The sequence below is a fragment of the Neisseria sp. HMSC068C12 genome (assembly GCF_001814095.1).
GTDB lineage: Bacteria > Pseudomonadota > Gammaproteobacteria > Burkholderiales > Neisseriaceae > Neisseria > Neisseria perflava.
This window is the reverse complement of sequence record NZ_KV814829.1, coordinates 174,281-198,419: the sequence shown is the minus strand read 5'-3', so window position 1 is coordinate 198,419 and position 24,139 is coordinate 174,281. Positions and strand designations below refer to the sequence as shown.

At 49.4% G+C, this 24,139-nt stretch carries 21 protein-coding genes and 1 pseudogene; 5 read left to right on the top strand and 17 right to left on the bottom strand.

The window, feature by feature from the left end; translation table 11 throughout:
• Nucleotides 1–120 precede the first annotated feature (120 nt).
• From HMPREF2952_RS11580 to HMPREF2952_RS10535, 5 genes and pseudogenes are all read right to left on the bottom strand, one after another.
• Nucleotides 121–813 (bottom strand): annotated as a pseudogene (locus HMPREF2952_RS11580) (uroporphyrinogen-III synthase); the annotation flags it as partial.
• 72 nt (nucleotides 814–885) lie between these two features.
• On the bottom strand, nucleotides 886–1,662 hold the full coding sequence (locus HMPREF2952_RS10550) for a ferredoxin--NADP reductase (protein WP_003746329.1): 777 nt from the start codon (nucleotides 1,660–1,662) through the stop codon (nucleotides 886–888).
• A gap of 85 nt (nucleotides 1,663–1,747) precedes the next feature.
• Nucleotides 1,748–3,514 (bottom strand): lipid A export permease/ATP-binding protein MsbA, encoded by a 1,767-nt coding sequence (msbA, locus tag HMPREF2952_RS10545; RefSeq protein WP_004519977.1) that lies wholly within the window; start codon nucleotides 3,512–3,514, stop codon nucleotides 1,748–1,750.
• A 228-nt stretch (nucleotides 3,515–3,742) separates the two neighbouring features.
• Nucleotides 3,743–5,152: a threonine synthase gene (gene thrC / locus HMPREF2952_RS10540; protein ID WP_004519976.1), complete on the bottom strand. Its 1,410-nt coding sequence runs from the start codon at nucleotides 5,150–5,152 to the stop codon at nucleotides 3,743–3,745.
• An 86-nt stretch (nucleotides 5,153–5,238) separates the two neighbouring features.
• Nucleotides 5,239–5,613: a hypothetical protein gene (locus HMPREF2952_RS10535; RefSeq protein WP_070695662.1), complete on the bottom strand. Its 375-nt coding sequence runs from the start codon at nucleotides 5,611–5,613 to the stop codon at nucleotides 5,239–5,241.
• Nucleotides 5,614–5,764: 151 nt separating this feature from the next.
• Between HMPREF2952_RS10535 and HMPREF2952_RS10530 the strand changes: the two genes are divergently transcribed.
• From HMPREF2952_RS10530 to HMPREF2952_RS10515, 4 genes are all read left to right on the top strand, one after another.
• Nucleotides 5,765–7,072, top strand: coding sequence for a replication-associated recombination protein A (locus tag HMPREF2952_RS10530; protein ID WP_070695661.1), 1,308 nt, complete (start codon nucleotides 5,765–5,767; stop codon nucleotides 7,070–7,072).
• A gap of 103 nt (nucleotides 7,073–7,175) precedes the next feature.
• The gene (locus HMPREF2952_RS10525; RefSeq protein ID WP_049336803.1) at nucleotides 7,176–8,477 is read left to right on the top strand and encodes a polyamine export protein PaeA; all 1,302 of its coding nucleotides are present in this window, start codon (nucleotides 7,176–7,178) and stop codon (nucleotides 8,475–8,477) included.
• 59 nt (nucleotides 8,478–8,536) lie between these two features.
• Complete coding sequence (locus HMPREF2952_RS10520; RefSeq protein ID WP_004519970.1) at nucleotides 8,537–9,340, top strand: RNA ligase family protein; 804 nt, start codon at nucleotides 8,537–8,539, stop codon at nucleotides 9,338–9,340.
• Between the two features lie 32 nt (nucleotides 9,341–9,372).
• Complete coding sequence (locus HMPREF2952_RS10515; protein WP_004519969.1) at nucleotides 9,373–10,506, top strand: AAA family ATPase; 1,134 nt, start codon at nucleotides 9,373–9,375, stop codon at nucleotides 10,504–10,506.
• A gap of 98 nt (nucleotides 10,507–10,604) precedes the next feature.
• On the opposite strand, the gene HMPREF2952_RS10510 is transcribed toward HMPREF2952_RS10515, so the two are convergent.
• The 12 genes from HMPREF2952_RS10510 to HMPREF2952_RS10455 all read right to left on the bottom strand — a co-directional run bounded on the left by HMPREF2952_RS10510 (nucleotide 10,605) and on the right by HMPREF2952_RS10455 (nucleotide 21,444).
• Complete coding sequence (locus HMPREF2952_RS10510; RefSeq protein WP_003746349.1) at nucleotides 10,605–10,910, bottom strand: hypothetical protein; 306 nt, start codon at nucleotides 10,908–10,910, stop codon at nucleotides 10,605–10,607.
• Nucleotides 10,911–10,936: 26 nt separating this feature from the next.
• Nucleotides 10,937–11,827 (bottom strand): NAD(+) kinase, encoded by an 891-nt coding sequence (locus HMPREF2952_RS10505; RefSeq protein WP_036491160.1) that lies wholly within the window; start codon nucleotides 11,825–11,827, stop codon nucleotides 10,937–10,939.
• A gap of 27 nt (nucleotides 11,828–11,854) precedes the next feature.
• Nucleotides 11,855–12,427, bottom strand: coding sequence for a ubiquinone biosynthesis accessory factor UbiJ (locus HMPREF2952_RS10500; protein WP_004519967.1), 573 nt, complete (start codon nucleotides 12,425–12,427; stop codon nucleotides 11,855–11,857).
• A 50-nt stretch (nucleotides 12,428–12,477) separates the two neighbouring features.
• The gene (locus HMPREF2952_RS10495; RefSeq protein WP_004519966.1) at nucleotides 12,478–13,251 is read right to left on the bottom strand and encodes a Rossmann-fold NAD(P)-binding domain-containing protein; all 774 of its coding nucleotides are present in this window, start codon (nucleotides 13,249–13,251) and stop codon (nucleotides 12,478–12,480) included.
• 89 nt (nucleotides 13,252–13,340) lie between these two features.
• A complete protein-coding gene (locus HMPREF2952_RS10490; RefSeq protein ID WP_004519965.1) occupies nucleotides 13,341–13,982 on the bottom strand; it encodes a TetR/AcrR family transcriptional regulator in 642 nt (213 codons plus the stop codon).
• An 18-nt stretch (nucleotides 13,983–14,000) separates the two neighbouring features.
• Nucleotides 14,001–15,041: a UDP-N-acetylmuramate dehydrogenase gene (gene murB / locus HMPREF2952_RS10485; RefSeq protein ID WP_004519964.1), complete on the bottom strand. Its 1,041-nt coding sequence runs from the start codon at nucleotides 15,039–15,041 to the stop codon at nucleotides 14,001–14,003.
• Nucleotides 15,042–15,087: 46 nt separating this feature from the next.
• Nucleotides 15,088–15,861, bottom strand: a complete 774-nt coding sequence (locus tag HMPREF2952_RS10480) for an LEM-3-like GIY-YIG domain-containing protein (RefSeq protein WP_004519963.1) — start codon at nucleotides 15,859–15,861, stop codon at nucleotides 15,088–15,090.
• A 63-nt stretch (nucleotides 15,862–15,924) separates the two neighbouring features.
• Nucleotides 15,925–17,304, bottom strand: a complete 1,380-nt coding sequence (locus HMPREF2952_RS10475; RefSeq protein WP_049336801.1) for an MATE family efflux transporter — start codon at nucleotides 17,302–17,304, stop codon at nucleotides 15,925–15,927.
• Nucleotides 17,305–17,407: 103 nt separating this feature from the next.
• Nucleotides 17,408–17,845 (bottom strand): acyl-CoA thioesterase, encoded by a 438-nt coding sequence (locus HMPREF2952_RS10470; RefSeq protein ID WP_070625666.1) that lies wholly within the window; start codon nucleotides 17,843–17,845, stop codon nucleotides 17,408–17,410.
• 26 nt (nucleotides 17,846–17,871) lie between these two features.
• Nucleotides 17,872–18,801, bottom strand: a complete 930-nt coding sequence (locus tag HMPREF2952_RS10465) for an LpxL/LpxP family acyltransferase (protein WP_070695660.1) — start codon at nucleotides 18,799–18,801, stop codon at nucleotides 17,872–17,874.
• A 4-nt stretch (nucleotides 18,802–18,805) separates the two neighbouring features.
• Complete coding sequence (locus HMPREF2952_RS10460; RefSeq protein WP_049322164.1) at nucleotides 18,806–19,531, bottom strand: glycosyltransferase family 2 protein; 726 nt, start codon at nucleotides 19,529–19,531, stop codon at nucleotides 18,806–18,808.
• 146 nt (nucleotides 19,532–19,677) lie between these two features.
• A complete protein-coding gene (locus HMPREF2952_RS10455; protein WP_070695659.1) occupies nucleotides 19,678–21,444 on the bottom strand; it encodes an ABC transporter ATP-binding protein/permease in 1,767 nt (588 codons plus the stop codon).
• Between the two features lie 233 nt (nucleotides 21,445–21,677).
• Here HMPREF2952_RS10455 and HMPREF2952_RS10450 point away from each other — a divergent pair, with 233 nt between their 5' ends.
• A complete protein-coding gene (locus HMPREF2952_RS10450; protein ID WP_070695658.1) occupies nucleotides 21,678–23,960 on the top strand; it encodes a TonB-dependent receptor in 2,283 nt (760 codons plus the stop codon).
• Nucleotides 23,961–24,139 lie beyond the last annotated feature (179 nt).

Genomic DNA, 24,139 nt, shown 5'->3' with positions numbered 1-24,139 from the left:
TTCAGAAGGCCTGGTGTTTTCAGAACGTTCAGGCGCCGGAGCTGCCGTATTGGCAACTTGTTGGGTATCTTTATTGTCTTCGACTGGGTTCACTGCTTGGCTCCTTTGTGGCATGGATAAAAGTGCAGCGGATAAAGAAGTGACGGTTTCTACATGTTTGGCGCCGACGATGCGAAGCGCATCGGCAATACGCGGATGGTGGGTGAAGTATAGCAAGGATTCGAAGAATCGGGAAAATTGCGGCGGAATCTGATGGAAAAATTCGCGCGCGAGCTCGCCGGATGTGACGTAGGCGGCGGCGATGTCTTCGGTTTTAAAGTTCTGCCAATCGATGGCGTGTGGCCGTCTGAAATAGATTTCGGCGATGTCGATTTGGAAACCCAGTTCGGTCAGTTTATCTGCTAAAAAATCACGGCCTCCATGGCCTCGAATGATTAGAACTCGGGCGTTGGGTGGCAGGTTTTTCCAAATAGGCATTCTCAAGACGGCTTCGCTGTCGTTGCCGTCTTCGGGAGAGAATACGGGATAGGGGGAGAATTGCGCCAAAGTATGTTGGCTGGTTTGGCCGACGGTAATGTGTGCTTTAGGGCCGTCTGAAAAGTTCAGATGCGGCGCTGCGGTTTCAATAGCGGTGGGGCTGACCCAAAACACGACATCGGCTTGCTTAAATTGTTCGGGAAGTTTGTTTAGTGCCGAACGGTCTGCCTCTATTTCGATCGGACTCAATACTTGAGCCTGCCAACCAGCTGCATGGCAGGTTTGGATATCTTGCTGTGGACGGTTGGACGGACGGATGATGAGTAGAGTAGGCATAATGTGGGATAAATTATTAAGGTTTAGGCCGTCTGAAAGAAGGGTTTCAGACGGCCTGCTGCCGGGGATACGTTATTGATCGACGAATGCGCGCTCAATCAGGTAGTCGCCGCGGACACCGGTTTTCGGAGAAACGGTCAGGCCGAATTCGTCCAAGACGTTGCAGGTGTCTTTCAACATAGCAGGGCTGCCGCACAACATGGCGCGGTCGTCTTGCGGATTGATTTTAGGCAGGCCGATGTCTTCGAAGAGTTTGCCGCTGCGCATTAAATCGGTCAGACGGCCATGGTGTACATAGTCTTCGCGTGAAACAATCGGATAGTAAATCAATTTTTCTTTAACCAAGTCGCCCAGGTATTCGTGTTCGGGTAATTCTTTGGTAAAGCGGTCGTAGTATGCCAAGTCTTTTTTGTAGCGTACGCCGTGAACCAAGATGATTTTTTCGAATTGCTCGTAAATTTCAGGGTCTTTGGTAATGCTCAAGAAAGGTGCGATGCCGGTACCGGTGCTCAAGAGGTAGAGGTGTTTGCCCGGATTCAGGTCGCCGGCAACCAATGTACCGGTCGGTTTTTTACTGATGAGGACATCATCACCGACTTTAAGGTGTTGCAGGCGGCTGGTCAATGGGCCGTCTTGTACTTTAATGCTGAAAAATTCCAGATGCTCTTCCCAGTTGGCAGAAGCCACGCTGTATGCGCGCATCAGCGGTTTGCCGTCAACCATCAGGCCGACCATGACGAACTGGCCGTTTTCAAAGCGCAAAGATTCGTCACGGGTGCAGGTGAAAGTGAAGTAAGCGTCGGTCCAGTGGTGTACGGACAAGACTTTCTGGGTGTTGAATGCTGCCATTGATATTTCCTGTCGGATAAGGCCGTCTGAAAAGGATAGGTCGGGGCGGCCAAGGTTAATAAAAAGAATGGAATATGCTGTTCAGCTACTTACTTGCCGGTTTGGCTGATTTTTCGCTGAGGCTGTGCAGGTCGGAATAGCGTCCGCCTGCGTTGATCAATTCATGATGAGTGCCTTGTTCGACTACATTGCCTTCATGCATCACAACGATGTTGTCGGCTTTTTCGATGGTCGAAAGTCGGTGGGCAATCACTAATGTGGTACGGTTTTGCATCAGGTTTTCCAATGCGGTTTGTACCAAACGTTCGGATTCATTATCCAATGCACTGGTGGCTTCGTCCAAAATCAAAATCGGTGCATTTTTCAAAAGCGCACGCGCAATGGCGAGGCGTTGACGTTGGCCGCCAGACAGTTTTAAACCGTTTTCGCCAACTTCAGTGTGCAGGCTTTGCGGCATTTTTTGGATAAATTCCCAAGCATTGGCGGCTTTTGCAGCATTGATAATTTCTTCTTCGCTGAAGTTACCGGCTTGAGCATAGGCAATGTTTTCAGCAATCGTACCATTAAACAGGACAACGTTCTGGCCGACGAAAGCCATGCGGCTGCGTAGGCTTTCGAGTGTATATTCATTGATGTTGATGCCGCTAATCAAAACCTTACCTTCATCCGGATTAAGGAAGCGCGGCAACATATTGGCCAAGGTGGTTTTGCCGCAGCCTGATGCGCCGACCAATGCGGTCACTTTGCCTTGCGGTACAAGCAGGTTGATGTGGTTCAAGCTGTTGCGTTCGGCTTCAGGATAGCGGTGTACAACGTCGCAAAATTCGATATCGCCAGGGTTTGGGCTGAGGATTTGTTTGCCTTCGTTGCTCTCTTCGGGTTGATCCAAAAAGGTGAAGACACTTTCAGCCGCCGCCAAACCGCGTTGAAGGGATTGCATCACGCCGGTCATGCGTTTGATGGGATCAAACATCATGATCATACTGGACAAAAACGACATAAAATCGCCTGCGCTGAAGCCGGAAAGCCCTGCTTGGCGTGCGGCTGCGTAAATAATCGCAGCCAGAGCAACCGAGGCCATTAATTGCGTAATGCCGGTACCGGCAGAGCTGGCGGAAACCTGTTTGAGCAGGTTGCGGCGAACATCATTGGCAATACGGTCGAAGCGGCGGTTTTCATAATCTTGACCGCCGTAGATTTTTACAACGCGTTCACCATTAATGCTTTCGCCCAAGACCTGCATCAGCTGGCCAAGATAAATTTGGTTGTTGGCAGACAGTTTGCGCAGGCGTTTGCTGACTGTTTGGATACATACAGCAACAACCGGCAAGATGATAAAAGTAATCAGGGTCAAACGCCAGTTCAGATAAGTCAGCAAGCCCAATAGGCCGACTACGCTCACGCCGTCTTTAGCAATCACGGTAATGACGTTAAACCCTGCATCGGTAATTTGATTGACGTCGTTCAAGATACGAGACATCAAACGGCCGCCGGTATTGCTGCTGAAATACGAAGTCGGCAGGTGCATCATTTTGTTGAACATTTCACCGCGCAAGCGCTGCACCAAGTGGCTGGACAGATACGTCGTGCAATATTCGTTGATGAAGTTAAACAGGCCGCGAACGAAAAACAGCGCCACAATTGCCAGCGGCAACCATGACATGCTTTTCATGTTTTTATCGACAAAACCTTCATTGATCAAAGGTTTGAGCAAGTAACCGAAAGCCGGCATCGTACCGGCGACAATCAGCATGGCCACTACGGAGACGATAAACATCTTCCAATAGCTTTTCAAATATCCAAGCAAGCGCTTGTATAGCTCCCAGTTGGATGTGGCTTGTGTTGTCTGCATATCAATCCAAATTTAGAGCAAACATGCAATTCTAAACGAAAATATCTGTCATTACAATGTTTGCAATTGAAAGTCAAAAGGAGTTGGTATTGTTTTAACACCTTGATTTTATATTAGGAACGACTGCGGCGTGGTGGGTTTGGCAATAATGTTACCCACTTCTCAAATATCGGTTGCGGCCGTCTGAAACTTTTTCAGACGGCCTGTGCAGTCGTCAAGGACGGCCGGTTAAGCCAGGGCTTCCTTAATGATGTCTTTCACTGCTGTTGCATTATTAGGGACAACACGGACACGTTGCGGCAGGTTTTCCAAGCCTTCCAATGCGGCCGGACGAGGGATGGAAACTTCGCCGACAGCCTCATGGATGGTGGCTTCAAATTTGGCGGCCAGTGCGGTTTCGAGGCAGACGATGGTTTCGCCGGCTTCGCGGACTTCACGCGCTACTTTGACACCATCAGCTGTATGCGGATCAATCAATTCACGGTCTTGCTCGTAAACCTGTTTGATGGTGGCAAGGCGGTTGGCATGGGTCGATTTGCCGGAAACAAAGCCATATTGTTGATGTACTTTGTTTAAGACAAATTCCAAATTGAAACCTTTGCCGGAACCTACTTCCGCCCATAAGGTTTTGATTTCGTCTGCATCGCGGTCCATCAGGTCAAACACAAAACGCTCGAAGTTGGAGGCTTTGGAAATATCCATAGACGGGCTGGAAGTAACGTGGGTGTGTTCGCTGTTGCGCGGGCGGTATGCACCGGTTTTGAAAAATTCGTCCAATACGTCGTTTTCGTTAGTGGCGACAATCAAGCGGTGGATGGGTAGGCCCATTTGACGGGCGATATGACCGGCGCAGACATTACCGAAGTTGCCGCTTGGTACGCAGAAGCTGACTTTTTCGTCATTGCTCGAAGTGGCGTTGAAATAACCGGCAAAGTAGTACACGACTTGGGCGACAATGCGGCCCCAGTTGATGGAGTTGACTGTGCCGATGTGGTATTTGGCTTTGAATTCGGCATCGTTTTGTACGGCTTTGACGATGTCTTGGCAGTCGTCAAACATACCTTCAACGGCGATATTGTGGATGTTGGCATCTTGCAAGCTGAACATTTGCGCGCGTTGGAATGCGCTCATTTTGCCTTCCGGAGACAGCATGAAGACATTGATGCCTTTTTTACCGCGCAGGGCATATTCGGCGGCAGAGCCGGTGTCGCCACTGGTGGCGCCTAAGATATTGAGTTCTTTGCCTTCTTTGTTCAATACATATTCAAACGCATTGCCCAAGAATTGCATGGCCATGTCTTTGAATGCCAAAGTCGGGCCGTTGGAGAGGGCTTGGATTTTGATGCCGTCTGAAAGTGTGCGCACCGGAGTGATGGCTTTGGTACCGAATACTTCTTCGGTGTAGGTACGGTTGATGATGTCGCGTAAATCATCAGCAGGGATGTCGGTAGCAAACAGGCTCATAACTTCAAACGCCAGCTCAGGATAGCTGAGTGTGCGCCATTGGTCTAAAGTAGCACGGTCGATTTGAGGGTATTGCTCAGGCAGCATCAAACCGCCGTCAGGAGCCAAACCCATCAATAAAACTTCGCTGAATTGCTTGCGTGCGGTCGCACCGCGGGTGCTGATGTATTTCATGGTTTCTTCTCTATGTATTTAAAATTCAAATAGAAAGTCAAAACGAATTCAGACGGCCTCGATATTAAAAAAGGCCGTCTGAACGATTATTTGTAGAGTCGTTTGAAGCAGGCGGTAACCGTTTTCGCAGTAACGGACGCAATGGCCTGATCGCGGGTTGCCGGGCTCAAGACTTGCATCATTTCGGTTGCAGTCAATTGGTTTGGTGCTTCTTCGCTGGCGCAGCTGCAGATTTTATTTTCCCATTCGGCTTGTTTTTCCGCACTCATGGCCAAAGCAATGACACGCCATTCGTTACGTTTGTTCAATTCGGTACGGCATTGGCTGTCTACCGCCATTTTCACTACGCTGCTGCCGATACCTGTACCGCTGCCCAAGCCGCCGAAAGATTCGCCGCCGGTAGCGCATGCACCCAATAAGAAAGCTGATGTAACAGCTGCCAAAAGAGTTTTTGAAGTCATGATGTTTCCTGTTAGCAAGGCCGTCTGAAACGCCCGAAGAGTTCTCAAAATAGCATGTATTATACCGTAATGCGGCCCGATATGTGAGTTTGCGAAACTGCCGTATAATGCTAGCGAGTTTTCTTTTTAATCAATCAGCACGAAAGCCGCTATGTCCGACCTTTTCGCCCGCCAACCCGAAGCCCCTTTAGCCGAACGCTTGCGCCCGCATTCTTTAGATGATGTCATCGGGCAGCAGCACTTAATCGGCGAAGGTAAACCTTTGCGCGTGGCGGTGGAAGGCGGGAAGCCGCATTCTATGTTGCTATGGGGGCCGCCGGGTGTAGGCAAAACCACGCTGGCACGGATTTTGGCGCAGAGTTTCAATGCCCAGTTTCTGCCGGTTTCCGCCGTATTTTCCGGCGTGAAAGACATACGCGAGGCAATCGAGAAAGCTGAAATTGCCTTGCAGCAAGGGCGCGCGACAATTTTGTTTGTTGACGAGGTACACCGCTTCAACAAAGCGCAGCAGGACGCATTTTTGCCTTATGTCGAAAGCGGCTTATTAACCTTTATCGGCGCCACCACGGAAAATCCGTCATTTGAAGTCAATCCGGCTTTACTTAGCAGGGCGCAGGTGTATGTCTTGCAATCCTTGTCTTCAGACGACCTGAAGAAGCTGATTACCAAAGTATTGGCTTTGCCTGAATACCAAGATTTCACGATTGAAGCAGATGCGCAAGAATTGCTTGTGAATACCGCCGATGGCGATGCGCGCAGATTGTTGAACTTGATCGAGCAGCTTTTACGCGCTGCTAATACACGTCGTCTGAAAACCCTGACCGCCGAATTTCTTGCCGACAGTTTGGGTGCGCAAATCCGTCGTTTTGATAAGGGTGGCGATAGTTTCTACAATCAGATTTCCGCGCTGCACAAATCCGTGCGCGGTTCGCATCCTAACGCGGCCTTGTATTGGTTCTGCCGTATGCTCGACGGCGGTACCGACCCGCGCTATCTTGCCCGCCGCATTGTCCGCATGGCATGGGAAGACATCGGCTTGGCCGATCCGCGTGCCTTAACGATTGCCAATGATGCCGCCGCTACTTATGAGCGCTTAGGCTCGCCCGAAGGGGAGCTCGCACTGGCGCAAGCCGTGTTGTATCTCGCCGCCGCCGCGAAATCCAACGCGGGCTACAAGGCATACAACCAAATGCGCCGTTTCGTCAAAGAAAATGCCAGCGACGAAGTGCCTGTCCATCTGCGCAATGCGCCGACCAAACTGATGAAAGAATTGGGTTATGGACGCGAATACCGCTATGCCCATGACGAACCTAATGCCTACGCCGCTGGCGAAAGCTATATGCCCGACGGCTTGGATGAACCCGATTTCTATCAACCTGTCCCTCGTGGATTGGAAATCAAAATTGGCGAAAAGCTGAAATGGTTGAAATCCTTGGATGAAGATGCACTGGATGATTAAAACAATAAATGTACATAATACAAATCTAAGATCAAATTGAATTTTTCAGACGGCCTTTGCTGTTTGAATATTTTTAACCTATACCATACACACACACTTTTTCATGAATATTTTTGAAGCCTTACTATTATTGTGCCTGCTGATTGTCATTAGCGCGTTTGTATCCTGTTCCGAACTTGCGCTGGCTTCGGCACGCAAAATCAAATTGCAGGTCATGGCGAAAGACGGCGGCGATACGCGTGCGCTTGACGTAATCAATATGCAGCAGCAGCCGGGCAGTTTTATTACCGTTGTCCAAATCGGTTTGAACGCCGTCGCCATTCTTGCCGGTATTGTCGGCGAGGCAGCAATACGTCCGTATTTTGGCAAACTATTGGAGAACGCAGGTAGTTGGGGCAGCACAGTTGCCTCTTTGCTGACATTCTCGCTGGTTACAGGCAGCTTTATTTTAATTGCCGACCTGATGCCCAAGCGTATGGCAATGACCCATCCCGAAGCGGTGGCGGTACGCATTGTGCGTCCGATGATGTTTTTGATTTTTATCTTAAAGCCGTTTATTTTGATTTTTGACGGATTGGCAAACGCAATATTCAAGCTCTTCAAAATTTCCACCGTCCGTCAGGAACAACTGACTTCGGAAGACATTTACGCCGTCGTCGATGCCGGTGCGCAGGCTGGTGTGTTGAAAGAACAAGAACACTATCTGATTGAAAACATTTTCGATATGCAAGAGCGCAAGGTAACTTCCACCATGAGCACGCGCGAATACATTGTCTATTTTGATAAAAACGACAACAGCGATACCGTGTTGGAAATGATGTCGGACAAACCGCACAACAAATTCCTTGTGTGCGACGGCGATTTGGAACGCGTTATCGGCTATATCGAATCGCATACGTTGCTGACCTTATTTTTAAGAGAAAAAGATGTCCGGCTGACCGACAAGCGCGTGTTGCGTAAAGCCTTGTTTATCCCCGATACGCTGTCGCTTTACGATGTCTTGGAAACCTTCAAGACTTCTGGCGAAGACTTTGCCGTCGTAGTGAACGAATACGCGCTGGTGGTTGGCGTGGTAACGCTGAAAGATGTGATGAGCATTGTGATGGGCGAGCTGGTCAATACCGAAGAAGAGCCGCAAATCATCCGCCGTACCGAAGACACATGGTTGGTGGACGGCGCGACCCCGCTCGCCGATGTCATGCGTGCGTTGGATATCGAAGAGTTTCCCGATTCGGAAAACTACGAAACCATCGCCGGCTTTATGATGTATTCCCTGCGCAAAATCCCGAAACGTACAGATTTTCTGGTTTATGCCGGTTATAAGTTTGAAATTATCGATACTGAAAATTTGAAAATCGACCAGCTTTTGGTTTCCAAACAAGGAAATATGGTGGGAAAAATGTAACGGGTTGCTGGGAACACTTGAAAAGAAAATTAAAAAATGAATAAAAAGGAAAAAATATTATGACGACAACTGAACCTCAAAAATACGCCCGCAGCCTGCACGCGCCCATCAGCCTCGGCACGACTTCAGACGACCGCTTTATGCCGCGCGGCTTTCTTTCATATTTTGCCTCGCTGCCGAAATTGGTTTTAACCGAAAAATTAGATGGGCAAAACAACTGCTTTGCCGCGCACGGCCTCTATGCCCGTAGTCATGCTGCACCTACCCAGCATCCGTGGGATAAACCTTTGCTGCAACGATGGCAGCAAATCAAAGATGATTTGGGCGATCTCGAACTTTTTGGCGAGAATATGTACGGCATTCATTCGATTGCCTATTCTCAACTGGAAAGCTATTTTTATCTATTCGCCGTCCGCCGTGGCGGACATTGGCTTTCATGGGAAGAGGTTAAATTTTATGCGCAGCTGTTTGATTTTCCGACTGTGCCAGAAATCCCAATTGTCCAGCCGCTTGCAGATTCCACTCAAAAATACGCCAATGAAGATATTGCTTTAGCGCAATGGCTTGCCGCTAATTTGGGAGAGCCGTGGACAGACAGCGTACAAACTGCCGGTAAGCTTGGCGGCTACGATCCGAAAACAGGAGCGGCATGCAGTGAAGGTTTCGTTATCCGGAACGCCGCTGATTTTGCCACCAACAACGGCAACCTGCCTGTTCAATTCAATGAATTTGATAATCTTTTCAAATTGGTGCGAGCCAAACACGTTAAAACCGACGTTCATTGGACGAAAACTTGGAAGCCTGCCCGTCTTATCGATTACGACAAATACCATTGGCAAAGCTGGCAGTTTCAGACGGCCTGAAGTCCAATTATCCAATAATAAGAAAGACAATTATGTGGACATTCCCAGATTACATACCCGGTCAACTTCCTGATTGGCAAGCCTTAGAACGTCGTTTCAGCTGGTTTGCCGATATGAAGGATGTTCTGCAAGACCCTGAGTGGCATGCTGAAGGCGATGTATTTACGCATACCAAAATGGTGTGCGAAGCCCTTTTACAACTGCCCGAGTTTCAAGCGCTTGATGAACAGGAGCAACATATTCTGTTTGCTGCCGCCATACTGCATGATGTGGAAAAACGCAGTACGACCAAGCGTGAAATAGAAAACGGTAAAGAGCGTATCGTTTCGCCGCATCACGCAAAAAAAGGCGAGCATACTGCCCGTACTTTACTGTATACCGAATTTGCCGCTCCATTTGCCGTAAGAGAAGCAATCGCCAAACTTGTGCGCTTGCACGGATTGCCTTTATGGGCAATTAACAAGCCTAATCCTGATCGAGCTGTCATAGCGGCCAGTTTGCAGGTTAACACTGCACATCTTGCCATGCTGGCTAAAGCCGATGTCCTGGGTCGTATATGTTGCGACCAACAGGATATTTTGCTGCGCGTTGATTTGTTTCGTGAACTCTGTGAAGAAAATGCTTGTTGGGGTAAGGCACGTACGTTCGCCAGCGATTACGGACGCTATCTCTATCTTAACGGCCGTAGCGAAATGCCGGATTATCAGCCATTTGATGATCAGACCTTTGAGGTGTACGCCATGTGCGCCATAGCAGGTAGCGGCAAAGACAGCTACATCAGGCAACATCTTGCCCATTTACCTATGCTGTCGCTCGATGAGATTCGCCGTGAGCGTAAACTCAATCCCGCAGATTCCAAACATACCGCCGAAGCAGTGCGTTTGGGTAAAGAGCAGGCAAAAGAATACCTGCGAGCCCGTACGTCATTTGTCTTCAATGCGACCAATCTCAACCGCGACTTGCGCAGTAAATGGCTGCCGATGTTTGCCGATTACGGCGCACGTGTGCATCTCATTTATTTGGAAGTGCCTTACACGCAATTACTATCGCAAAACCGTAACCGCGAACATTCTGTTCCGAATGATGTGTTGCACCGCATGATAGAAAAGCTGGAAATCCCTGATTACAGTGAAGCGCATACGGTAGATTTTGTGGTCTCTTCTTAAAAAGTAAAGGGTTTTTGTAAGTAGGCCGTCTGAAACAATCTAATGTTTCAGACGGCCTTTTTATGAAATTAAAATTACTAGAGCTAAGGGGAAGGTCTTTATTCGCAATTTAAGCCTTTTGTTTTTTCAGCGAATGTATCCATGGCAATTTGGCACATGCGTTCACGTTGGCCTACGTCGGCAGCAGGCAGGATTTGGCGCAGGTATTTTGTGTTGTCACGTTGGAACGATGCTTTATCGCCTGCTTTTTGGTAACACGCATCCGCACGGGTAAAGTATTGCTGGCAGATTTTCGGCAATTCTTCAAAGGACAAGGGTTTGCTTTTGTGCATGCCGTGTGCGGAGACGGAGAGGGAGGAAAGGGCGCACAGCGCGATGATTAAGGTTTGGGAAATGGTTTTCATGGTAAGCCTATTTATTGAAGTGGTGTTTAAATCAATTGTTCGCCCCAATGCAGCTTTTGGCGCAGGGTTTTGAAGTATTGGTAATCGGTGGGATGGAGGACGCGCAAGGGATTGTGATAGCGGCGAATGATGATGCGGTCGAAGTTTTGCACGTCGATATGGGATTGTCCGTCAAAATGTGCGCGTGCGTCGCCGCTTTTGGTAATGAGGATTTCGATTACGCTGGTGTCGGAGATGGCAATCGGGCGGTTGGTCATGGATTGCGGACAGATAGGCACAAGCGTGAAGGCGTGCAGACCGGCTTGCATGATGGGGCCGCCGGCGGCAAGTGCATAAGCGGTCGAACCTGTCGGCGTGGAAATAATCAGGCCGTCCGAACGTTGGGTATAGACAAATTCTTGATTGATAAATACTTCAAATTCAATCATTTGGCCTGCACCGCCACGAGACAGTACGGTGTCGTTGAGGGCTAGGGCGCGTTCGATGGTTTCGCCGTCACGAATGATACTGGCTTCAATGAGGATGCGCTCTTCGGGCAGATATTTGCCTTCCAGTACGGGGCGGATACCCTCAACCATGGTGTCGCGTGAGATTTGGGTGAGAAAGCCTAAGTGGCCTTGATTGATGCCGATGATAGGAACGGCGCGCGGAGCAACTTCGCGGGCAGCGGAGAGGAAGGTACCGTCGCCGCCGAGCACAATGACGAGGTCGCAATATTTGCCCAGTTGGGCTTTGTTTACGGTTTCGCAGTAGGCGGAATCTTGGATATAGACGCAGTGTTCTTCTACGCTCAATTCATCCAGATAGATGGTGAAGCCGTTTTCGCGCAGAAAAGAAACCAATGTGTGGACGGTATCTTGAATTTCGGGCGTATTGGGACGTGTAACGATACCGATGTTTTTAAATGGGCTTTTCATGATAGTAGGCCGTCTGAAATTAAGTGTCTAATCTATCCAGATATCGCGCTCGAGGCGATCGAGGCGTTCGTTTAGGCGGGCAACGTCGTCACGCAGTTTGTCCACTTCTTCCAACCATGCGGCAAGCGTGGCTTGGTCGATAACAGGGGATTCGGGTTCGCGTGAAAAGTCGCTGATTTGCTCGGCAATGCTTTTGCCGATTTTTTTCATGGTGCGGCCGATGTCGCCGGCGCGCGAGCTGATACTTTCTGCGGCCACATGACCGAATACACGCGCCAAATCTTCGCTCGGATAATAGCGCAGTCCACCCAAAATAGGAAGGACGGACATGCCCAAGACCAAGTCGCCTTCGAGGCTGATGTCGCCCACGCCGGGCTGGCCGCCTTGGAGGATTTTTTGGATGGCGCTGTTGTGGAATGTGATGTTGGTGTCGGCGGTTTCATTTGCGGTTTCAAGAAAACCTTGTTCGCTGATGCGTCCGGTCAGTCTGAAACCGGTCAGGCTGATGCAGATGATGCTGCCTGCAAATTCAGACAGCTCGCGCTGTTGCTCTGGATTTTGCTGTATCAGGTGGTTGATAAGGGGAAATAGGGCGGACATGGTTTACTCTAAATGCCGTCTGAAACGGATTAATGGGTTGAGTCGCAATTTTACAGGCTTAGCCCGTCTGCGCAAACGGTATTTACAATTTTGCCGTTGCTTTTGTCATCAACGATGAAATCAGGAGCCGGTAGCCCGAGTTTGGCCGCTTCGGCAGTATAAAATTCGGCCCGGCTTGGGTGGCGGGGTTCGACAATATTGCGGATACGCTTGCCGTCAGCTTGGCAGGCCGTTTGAAAAAGGACTTGGACGGCAAGATCCTTATGAAGAATATTGACGGGTTGATTGCCGCCTTGAATGCGTGTTTTCTGAACCAGCTTGGTAACGGGATGACGGTCGGCAGAGTAAAGCCCGCCCAGTCGCAGTATATCGATATGGGGGACGGCGCTTTCAAGCAGGGCTTGCTCGACTACGAGGATTTGACGGGCAGATTCGGTTTGCGGATCGGGCGGCGTGCTTTCATCGCATATGCGTGCTTGGTCGCCATACACGCTGGTGCTGCTGGTAAAGATGATGTGTTGTACCTTAGATTGCTCGGCAAGTTGAATCCATTTTTTTAAGGTATCGGCGTAATGGTTTAATGATGAAGGCGGAAGCAGGCAAAACCATGTCGGCTTGTTGATATGGTTTTGCCATAAGGTCGAACTGTGAAAAATATCGTTTTGGTTTAAATCGATAATGTCGAGTTCAATTGGCAGATTGATGTCGTCGGAGGTCAGGTTGCGTTTGACGGCGGCTACCTGACTGCCTTGCTCATAAAATTTTTGTGCCAGCGGCAGGCCGAGATAGCCTAAGCCGAGAATGGAAATATCGGGAAGGTGCATAAATAAAGCATCCGAAAATTAACAGGCCGTCTGAAAATAGCTTTAACTTGGTTAAAGCCACGTTTTCAGACGGCCTTTGTATGGAAAAATTAATGGTTGCTGCCGATTTTTTGGTCGAATTCGGCACGGTGTTCCGGCAGGAGGTAGGGGCGTAACAGGCTGAGTGTGCGGCTGATGCCCCGTACTTTGGAATCCTCGGTCAACTTGGCTCGACCGCGCAGGGAGCTGTCGAAGTCGAACCAGTATTTCGTCACCATCCACATATTGACGGCAAGGTCGTTCATGGCGGTTTGGTCTGCGCTGATGATGTTCAGACCGTTGAGCTGGGTCAGCAGGTTGACCAACAGCGGGGACACTTTGGCTTGGGTAAAGGTATTGTGCTCGCCCAATAATTCGGCACTGCGGGCAAGCAGGGTATTCACATCGCTGAAAAGGAAACGGTATTCCCACATCACATCATAAATACCGGCCATGTAGTTGATGGAGTCTTCCACATTAGACGGCAATACGGCTTCGTTAAGGTAGACAAGCAGGGCTTCGCTGTAACGCTTGAACAATTGGACAATAATTTCGTCTTTGTTGCGGAAATGGTAGTAGAGGTTGCCCGGGCTGATGCCTAAGTGGGCGGCAATATGGTTGGTGCTAATATTGCGCTCGCCTTCTTCGTTGAACAAGGCGAGGCTGGCATTGATGATTCGTGTGTAAGTGTTGACTTTAGCAATGCGCGGCATGGAATACACTCCTTTGTTTTATAGGCTGTATGAAGTCGGCAGCCAGTTGGGTTCTGCGTGTAATTCTACCTGAAATTGAGTAAATACTGTATTACAAACATATTGTGCCAGCTGGTGGACATCTTGAGCGGACGCATTGTTTTTATTCACCAAAACCAAAGCCTGTCTGTCATGCACAGCCGCCCCGCCGATCTGATGGCCTTTCAGACGGCATTGGTCAATCAGCCAGCCGGCCGCGAGTTTGACCGAACCGTCAGGCTGCGGATAGCGTGGCATATTGGGGTATTGTTGCAACAAATCGGCAGCTTTTTCAGCGCTGACAACAGGGTTTTTAAAGAAACTTCCGACATTACCAAGCACGTTAGGATTAGGCAGTTTACTGTTGCGGATTGCACACACTGCATCGGAAACATCTTTAGCCGTTGCCTCGCGGTCTTGGCTTAGTTCGGCAACCGCTGCCGCCAAATCGCCATAGCCCAAGTTCGGCACAAAATGCTCTTTTAACGCGAATACAACCGAAACAATCACATAACGGCCTTTGCCTTCCTGTTTGAATAGGCTTTCACGATAGGCAAAGTCACAGTCGGCATTGGAAAGCTCGACAAAGGTTTCCGTATCCAAATCAAAGCAGCGTACGCTATGGATAACATCTTTCGCTTCAACACCATATGCACCGATATTTTGTACCGGAGACGCGCCGACCGTGCCCGGAATCAGACTGAGGTTTTCCAGCCCGCTTAAACCCAGCCCAACCGTGTGCAAAACAAAATCATGCCAAATTTCCCCAGCCTGAGCCTCGATATAAACCAGGCCGTCTGAACGCTCAATTTCGCGTATTCCCTTGTTTTCCATATGCACAACCAGACCGGCATAGTCCTCCATCAAAAGGATATTGCTGCCGCCGCCGAGCCATAAAACAGTATTTCGGTTGAACTCGGGCAGCCGGACGATGTCGCGCAACTCGTCGGCGTGTTTGAGTGCGATAAAGGCTTGGGCTTGGGCGCGAAGGCCGAAAGTGTTGTAGGGGGTGAGGTCGGTTTGGTATTGGATGGGTTGCATGATGATTTGTGATTTTGTGGATTCAGGTCGTCTGAAAACTTACTATTTAACAATTACGATAGGTAATGGGGTTTTGGGGCGCTTTATAGTTTTCTTGGGAAGAATAGGTCAGCTTGTCCACGATTTCTTGATAAATATTGGACTCTTTTGGTAACGGCTTGCCTTCAAACATCCAACGACCTTGAATAATATCGTCGGCAGAAATCCATCTTTCAATTTCATATACTGCCAATGTCCAGCCGCGATAGACTGCAACTGCATATTTTGCTTTTTCACGCCTACTTCCGATTTTCCAATATTTCCGTGTGCGCTCATAAATTTCCTTATGCCTATCGGCTTCAGGAATATTCCCTGATCTGATGTCTTTTTTCAGTTTCTCGTATTCGTTATTAATCGTAATTAAAACAATAGGTTTATCAGTTTTCAATTCTTGCGCATCATATTTTCGTTTTAATTCGGACAAGCTCATCAATCCTACTTCAGAAGAATGCGTGCCGCCTTGAATATTAGTCAGCGGCTGCTGGCTCGGCTTGACTAGGGAGAGTAGGTCTATTGCCATTGCTTCATATTCAAAAGCCTGTTTGTCTGTTTGGATGTTGTGCCGCAGAATGTAATACACGGGCTGGTTTCCGCTTTTATGTATTTCCCTAATCAAAGCAATTTTATCACTTGGCGTTTCTGTTTCTTGTAATGAACCTAGGGCATGATGGAAAACGCGATTGCCCACGCCTTTACCTACATAGAAAATATTGCCATCTCTAGGGTCAATCAAGCAATAAATATAGTAAGCAAGTTTTTCTATAATGGAAGTTGAAAACATTTTTTTCCTTAAGAGTGAATAAGCCGTAAATGAAATATCAATGGAGGTCGTCTGAAAGAAATTTCAGACGGCCTTATGTGATTTGACCATCTCTTTACTGCAAAGCTCCAAGCACCATACCAATGCAATGGCGGCAATCGTCAGCGAAACGGTCAGCGCGGTCCAGAAGCCGTAAATGCCCATATCGGCATGATAGGCAAGCAGGTAGCCGGGCAACAGGCCGCAGCCCCAGAAAGCCACGGCATGGATGAACATCGGCATTTTGGTCACTTTATAGCCGCGCAGCGCATATGAAGCGATACATTGGGTGGCATCTGCCAGTTGGAATAGGGAAGCGAAAAATAAAACGGTTGCGGCAATGCCTAATACTGCCGCATCGTTGGTGTACATACCTGCCAACTGAAAGCGAAAGACAACCAAGAGCAGCGCGGTGCAGGTGGCAAGTAGCCAGCCCAACACCAGCGAAACGCCTGAAATATAACGCGCCCGCAAAAAATCGCGCCGCCCGAGCGAAAAGCCAACGCGTACCGTGCTTGCCGAGCCGACACTTTGCGGAACCATATACAAAATACCCGACAGGCTGATGACGACTTGTTGCGCGGCGACATAATCTTCGCCGAATGGCGCCACCAAAAAGACGATAAACGAAAACGCGCTGGCTTCTAGAAAATAAGACAAGCCGATGGGTGCGCCGATTTTCCAAATCTGTTTAAAGGCCGCCAAATCGGGTTTGCCGATTTTTGCCGTCAAGCCAAACGGACGGAAGAATTTTTCTTTGGTGATATAAAGCCACAAAGCCAATGCGCTGAACCAAAATACCGCTGCCGTTGCCACGCCGCAACCTGCGCCGCCCAAAGCAGGCATACCGAATTTGCCGTAAACGAACACATAGTTCAGCGGTACATTCAACGCAAATGCCGCGAAGCTGACCAACATAATTACGCGCGGACGGTTCAAGCTTGAGGCATAGGCGTGCAGAGCGCGGTGTATCATGGCGGCCGGCATAGCCAAGCTGGTAAAGAACATATATTGCGCCATCGTGTCTTCGACATAATTGTTCAATGTCAGCCAATGACGGAAAGGCGTAATCATCGCCCACATCAACAACATGCCGAATACGCCCAAACACAAGCCAAACCAAATGCCTTGCATTCCTGTTTTGCCGACTTCTTCGGTTTTACCTGCGCCGTACAACTGGGCAATCATCGGGTTCAACGCCGCCATCACGCCCATAAAGGTAATGTAAATCGTGGAAAATGCGCTGCTGCCCAAAGCCACCGCGGCCAAATCTTCCTTACCTGCGCCACCAGCCATTACCGTATCGACAAAACCAATACCCACTTGCGCCACTTGCGCCAACAGCATAGGCAGGGCGAGGGCAGTAAGCAGGCGGGTTTCTTTTAAGAAAACAGGAAAGGCAAAGCGGTTGAGGTTCAGTAGCATAATGTGTGCGATTTGAGGATAAAGGCCGTCTGAAAACAGAAACGTAAAATTATAAAGGGTAAAGTTGATAAGCAGGCAATATGTTGTTTAATCGCTAAATTTTTCAGACGGCCTTAAAAGTCGGATGTCTTTTTACTGCTTCCAACCAGCTGTCCGGCGTTTGAAACTGCATCAGGCCGTCTGAAAGCGATACTGCGGCTTGGGTAGTCGAAGCGCGGGTCAGTTTTTCGTTGGTTTCAGCATCGTAAATGGTGTAATCGATACGCAGGCAGCTTTCGATTTCAACGATATCCATATCAACGCGGATTTTTTGGCCGAAACGGGCAGGACGGATGTATTTGAGGTTCATCTGCACAATCGGCCAGCTGTACCCCTGTCGCCCCATTTCATTGTAGTCATAACCGATGGAAGACAAAAAAGCGCAACGTGCGGTTTCAAGGTATTTGACATAGTTGCCGTGCCACACGATGTGCATGGCATCTACGTCAAAAAAAGGAACTTCGGTTTTAAAGCTGTGTTGGCAGTAGATGTGTTTTTTCATGGTTTAAAAGAGTAAGTGTGATGGTTTCAGACGGCGTCTTCGCCCCAAAAATCATAAAAATTGAACCATTGTAGCGGATTTTGCGCACATTCTTGCGCCAGAATGTCGGCAAAACCCTGCATCGCGTCTTTGACGGCAGCCTCGCGGTTGCCGCGTTTCCAGCTGGAAGTATCGGTAAAGCGGCGCAGTTTCAAATGATAGCGGCCGTTTTGTTTGACGCAAAACAGCGTGTTTACCTGCGTTTTTAAAAGCGAAGCCAACAGCCATGCGCCTTGCGGCATAGGGGCAGTGTGGCCTAAGAAATTAATGTCGGCGGTTTTCTCGCCGCGTACAGGCACGCGATCGGCCGCGATGGCAATCCATTCGCCGTTTTCGATACGGTGGTTTAATTCCATCATCAGGGTGGTGTCCAAATCTGTCACCTGAATCAGACGGATATGATCTGCGCCGGCTTTTTGCAATGCCTCGTTAAATGCCTGCGCGTGTTTGCTGTGCACCAATACGTTGAGTCTGAAATTTTTATGGTGCGACACCAGCGCACGGCAAACTTCGGTATTGCCCAAGTGTGAGCAGGCAAAAATCTGGCCGCGTTCGTTGCGCTTGACTTGCGAATAGATGTCGTCCGGATCTTCAATTACCAAATCTTCATAACGGATTTTGCGTTGCCACACGGCAAAACGGTCGCAAACTGCTTCGCCAAATGCAACGAATTGTTTGAATACGCTGTGTTTCGGCAGGACGGTATGGGGAAAGGCCGTCTGAAGACGGGTTTGATAGCGTAAGACATGACGGCGCGGTTTGGGCGCGGTTGCATAAAAATACAGCACCACAAACCAAATGCACGGCCTCATTAAAAAGGCCGGCAGATGGCGCACCATCAATGTAGTCAGGGCGAGAAACAGGCGGCTGCCGCGTTCGGGTTGGGCCGCCCAATGGGTTTGTTTATGGTCGGTCATGGTTTCAGACGGCCTTTCCAAAAACTTTGCCCAATCGGTGTTTCAACATACCGAAAAACAGCCGTGTGTGCATTTTGCTGATGCGGACATTGTCGGCAAAGGCATCGAAGTGGGACACGCCGTCGGCGGCGTATTGGACGGGTGTTTTAACCCAAACCGGTTTGACGTCGCGCCAGTACAGGCGGATAAGGATTTCCGTGTCGAAGTCCATACGGTCGCCTACGGTTTCTTCGCGGACGACGGATAGCGCGGGTGCAAGCGGATAGAGGCGGAAGCCGCACATGCCGTCTTTGATGTCGCATGACCAAGTGTGCAGCATATTCCAAAAGTCGGTAATTTTGCGTCCGTAAAGCCGTGCTTTGGGCGCGTCGTCGCCGTATTGCGGCCAACCGCAGACAACGGCTTCGGGATTTTGTTCCGCAGCAGCAAGGAGTTTGGGTGTATCGTTTAAGCAGTGTTGGCCGTCTGCATCAACCTGCAAGACGTGGGTATAACCATGCTCTTCGGCGTATTCCAAACCGGTTTTGACCGCTGCGCCTTTGCCGCCGTTAATGGGGCGGTAAAGGACATCGATGCCGTCTGAAACCAAAGCCTGCAATACAGGTTTGCATTCTTCGCGTGAACCGTCGTCCACAATTAAAACGTTTAAACCGAAGCTGCGCATGGTTTCGGCAACGTGGCTGATGGTGGTCGGGTGGTTGTAATGTGGAATGAGGGCCAGGGTTTTCATCAATATTCTTTAGGCGACGTTAACACAATGCAGAGTATAACAAATAAACATGCCATAGCGTTTGAAAAGGCCGTCTGAAACGGCACTGACAAAATCGTTTGATTTCGTTTTTCACTGTTTCAGACGGCCTTTTATATGCCATTAATTCAGCATTGTACATGACTGACATCGAGGCATAAATCATGGAACTCGTTGAGCGTGCTGCGGTGTCCGATGCTGATGATGATGCTGTCGGGCAGTTTTTGTTTTAAAGCACGGTAGAGCATGGCTTCGGTCGGTTCGTCCAAAGCGGCGGTGGCTTCGTCGAGCAGGATGATTTTGGGCTTGGAGAGCAGGGCGCGGACGAAGGCGACGCGTTGCAGTTCGCCGGGGGAGAGTTTGTGTTGCCAGTCGTCGGTTTTGTCCAATTTATCAATGAGATAACCTAGGCGGCAGGTATTCATGGCTTCGGCTAACTCAGGATGCTGTTTGTCGATGTCGGGGTAACAAATCGCGTCGCGCAGGCTGCCTTGCGCCGTGTACGGGCGTTGCGGCAGGAAGAGGATGTCTTGATGCGGTGGATGGCTGACTTTACCACTGCTGCCGAAAGGCCAAAGCCCAGCCAGCGCGCGCAGCAATGAAGTTTTACCGCAACCGCTCGGGCCGCGTATCAACAGGGAATTGCCGCTTTTGAGGTTGATGTTGATGCCGTCTAATAAAACTTCGCCGTTGTGGCGGTATAGGGCGACGTTTTCCAAGATCAGGCCATCTGAAACTTCAGTAAGCTCGGGTTGTTGTGCAGTGTGTTGTTCTTCCGTGCTCAGCAAAAAGCCGTATAGACGTTCCAATCGGGCGCGGTAGGCGGTGAATTTGTTGTAGAACATCCGGAAGAAAGACAGCGCGTTTTGCAGTCGTGCGAAGGCTTGGACGGTTTGCTGGATGTCGCCGATTTTGATTTGTCCGGCAAACAGGCGCGGGGCTTGCAAAATAATGGGGAAGAGCTTGATACCGTTGGTGAACATATCGTTAAAGCCGCTTAAGCAGACGCTTTGCCGCGCGATGCGCCAACGGTTGCGGATGATGGCTTTGAAGCGGTCGGCAAGCTGGTCGTGTTCGTGTTTTTCGCCGTTGTAAAACGCGACGCTTTCGGCATGGTCGCGCACGCGGACAAGGGAATAACGGTAGTCGCCGTTGAGTTTTTCGTTTTCATAATTAAAACGAATCAAAGGGTTGCCTATCCACATGGCGATAAAGGTCGCCAAAATTACAAACATATAGACAAACCAAACGATGCCGTGCGGAATATCGAAGCCGAACACGGTCAGGATGCCCGCCAAACCCCACAAAACAACGGCAAATTCCAGCGAGGTAACGACCGAATTGACCATGCCGCGCACAAATTCGATGGTCGAAGCGATGAATTCCTGCGCGTCCTGTTGGATACGCTGGTCGATATTGTCCGGCGCATGGCGGCGCATTTGCAGGCGGTAGTAGTTTTTGTCGGCAAGCCAGCGCGAAGTCAAAACTTCATTGAGCCGCTCCGACCATTTAATCGCCAAGCCTTGATCGAGAAAGTCGTTGACGACGTTGTTAAACGCCCGTATCAGCACCACGCCCGCATTCATCGCTGCAAACATCCAAAACGCGGAGGCGTTCAAATCCTGCATCGAGTCGTAAAGCCCTTTGGACATAAATGTACTCAACACATTCAGCCGCACTTCGGTTAACAGCAACGTAATCATCGCCGTAATCAGCAGCAATACTTTAACTGCACTTTTCGGCGTCAGGCAAAGGCGCAGGATATAGCTAAACTCGCGCCCGAAGCGTGTGTTGCGTGCAAAAAACAGAATCACCGCCGAAGCTGCGGCGACCATCAACAAGGTCTGCACCAACCAAGACGGTGAGGAATAAAGCTCGGTTTGCCATTTTTGCATGGGTGTATTCTCTAAAAGGGTCGTAAAGGCCGTCTGAAAAGGACGGCAAATTTATTAAATTATGATCACTATGAAAATAGTTTTTCAAACTGTTGTATTTTTGTATTTACAAACAGTTCTTATTTGTTTTTGTGGAAAGTAGGAATCTTATCAAATATAATCACAAAGCTAAATTACTTTGTAATTTTTTACCCGATATAAGAATTATTAATATTTCAACTCAGAAGGAATTTATGAAAAGCAAATTAGCCTTAATGCCGCTTGTGGTTGCAAGCGCATTCGCCTACGCCGCCGATGAAGCCACTCCTGCTCCCGAAGCCCATGCAGAAGTGCAGGAAGTCAAAGTCCACGCCAACGCCAAACGCGTGAAGGCCGCACGCTCGTATTCTATTGCCAGTGACGGCGATATGCGCGACCGTGTGAATTTGGGTGTATTGGGTAAAGCCAATGCCTTTACCGCACCGATTACCGTGGTCAATTACGACGAAAAAGCCCTCAATAATACCGAAGCGCGTACTTTGGTAGATGCCGTAGCGAAAAAAGACGCTTCCGTTTGGCAGTTTGGCGGCGAAAGTAATACCTTGACCGGCCTGTATTTCCGCGGTTATCAGCTTGACTCGCGCCAATTCAGCGTCAACGGCTTGGCCGGTATGTATGGCACACAAGGTACGGCCAGCGTGCAAGCCGGCTCCGCACAACTGATTAAAGGCGCGTCCACCGCCGTAAACGGCATGGACCCTGAAGGCGCGGTATCCGGTTCCGTCAATATCGAAACCAAAAAAGCCGCCGACGAAGGCAACCGCAAAATCGGTTTGGGCTGGTTCAGCAACAACCGCGCCCAAGGTACGTTCGACTTGGGCCAACGCTTCGGCGAAAACAAAGAATTCGGCGTACGCGCCAACGGCAAACTGCGCCACGGCGACACCCCGCGCCACGGTTACAGCGAAGACAACAAAGAATTTGCTTTAAATGCCGACTACCGCGGCGAAAAAGTGCGCGTGGCGTTCGACTCCATCTACGCGAAACGCAAAACCAACGGCGGCCGCGCGCGTATGCAGGACATTCAAAACCTGCAAGGCCGTCTGTTTGATGCACCTGACGGTAAAACCAACCTGCTGCCTTCTTGGAACTGGCAAAACACCGTCGGCCAAACCAATATGCTGACGTTTGAATGGGATGCGTTCGACAATGCACAGATTACAGGCGGTATCGGCTACAACAAAGCGCGTTATTACGGTACGCTGATTTCCCCTACTGTATGTTTGAATGCCACCAGTACTTGTACCGATGCGCAAAACACAAACGCCAGCGGCAAAGTAACGGCCCGCAACTATGACTACAACACCGGTACGGCCCGTCTGACCGACCAATACTTCCGCACTTTAAGCATGAACCTGTCTGCGCGAGGCGAATTTGAAACCGGTCCGGTTACGCATAACTGGAGTACGGCTTTTGACCGTGTTATCCGTCAACGCGCCACTACGCGCGGTTTGTCAGCAGGCAGCAGCAGCGCGAAAATTTCTGCAAGCGGCGATATTGCTGAGCAACTTGATTCTTTCCAACCGGACTATGCAACCGATTGGGAAAGCTCTGCCAATCTTGATGCCAATATCAAAGTCAACAGCTTAGCCTTGTCTGATACACTGGGCTTTGCCGACAACAAATACCGTCTGACTTTGGGCGGTCGTTTCCAAGCGGTTGAATATACCGATAAAAAAGCAGGCCAAAGCGGCGATGCCAAACGCTTCAGTCCTATGTTTATGGCCGCGTGGGTGCCGCAACCTGATTTGGTCGTTTACGGCAACTACATGGAAGACTTGGAGCCTGCGGATATCAAAACCGACGATGACGGTAATACCACCATGTCTAAACCGCGTGTCAGCCGTCAGTTTGAAGTGGGTGTGCGTAAAAACTGGGGCAATTTCGTGACCACGTTAAACGCGTTCCAAATCAAACGTCCGGGCTACTGGCGCGGTTCTACCACCGGCAAAACAGACTTTGCCGCGTATAAAGCTTTGGGCGGCGCGGCAGGCGACAAACAAGGCATGGAACGCAGCCGCGGTATTGAGTTCAATACCTACGCGAACTTGCTCAACAATACTTTGCGTCCGACTTTGGGCCTGATGTATCTGCAATCGACCGTGAAAGACTACCCAAATTCACGTGATATGCTGGTTAACGGCGTACAAGTTGCCAATCCGCGCGTAATTGCCAAAGCAGGTTTGGAATGGGATACCCCGTTTACCAAAGGCTTGACCTTGAGCAGCAATGTTTCGTATTTTGGTAAGTCTTACCAAGACACGCAAAAACAATACGCCTTCCCGTCCTATACCTTGGTTGACGTAGGCGCGCGCTACAAAACCAAGCTCGGCAAAAATACTTTAACCGTCAGCAGCTCGGTAGAAAACCTGTTCAACAAAAACTACTGGCAGGTACAACGCGGCCAATACGACCGCAGCTTCGCCGTTGTCGGTATGCCGCGTACTTATTGGCTGAAAGCGGAATTGGATTTCTAATCTGATTTCGGTTTGACCGTAATAGCAGGCCGTCTGAAAGGGAATGATAAAAAGCAAAAATTTGTTTTTTATCCCTTTTCAGACGGCCTGATTTGATTGCCTTATGTTTTTTGCTTGAAAAATCTTACATGTTTTTTATGGATTTCACGCGAAACAAGGTTAATATTCCATTTTCACAA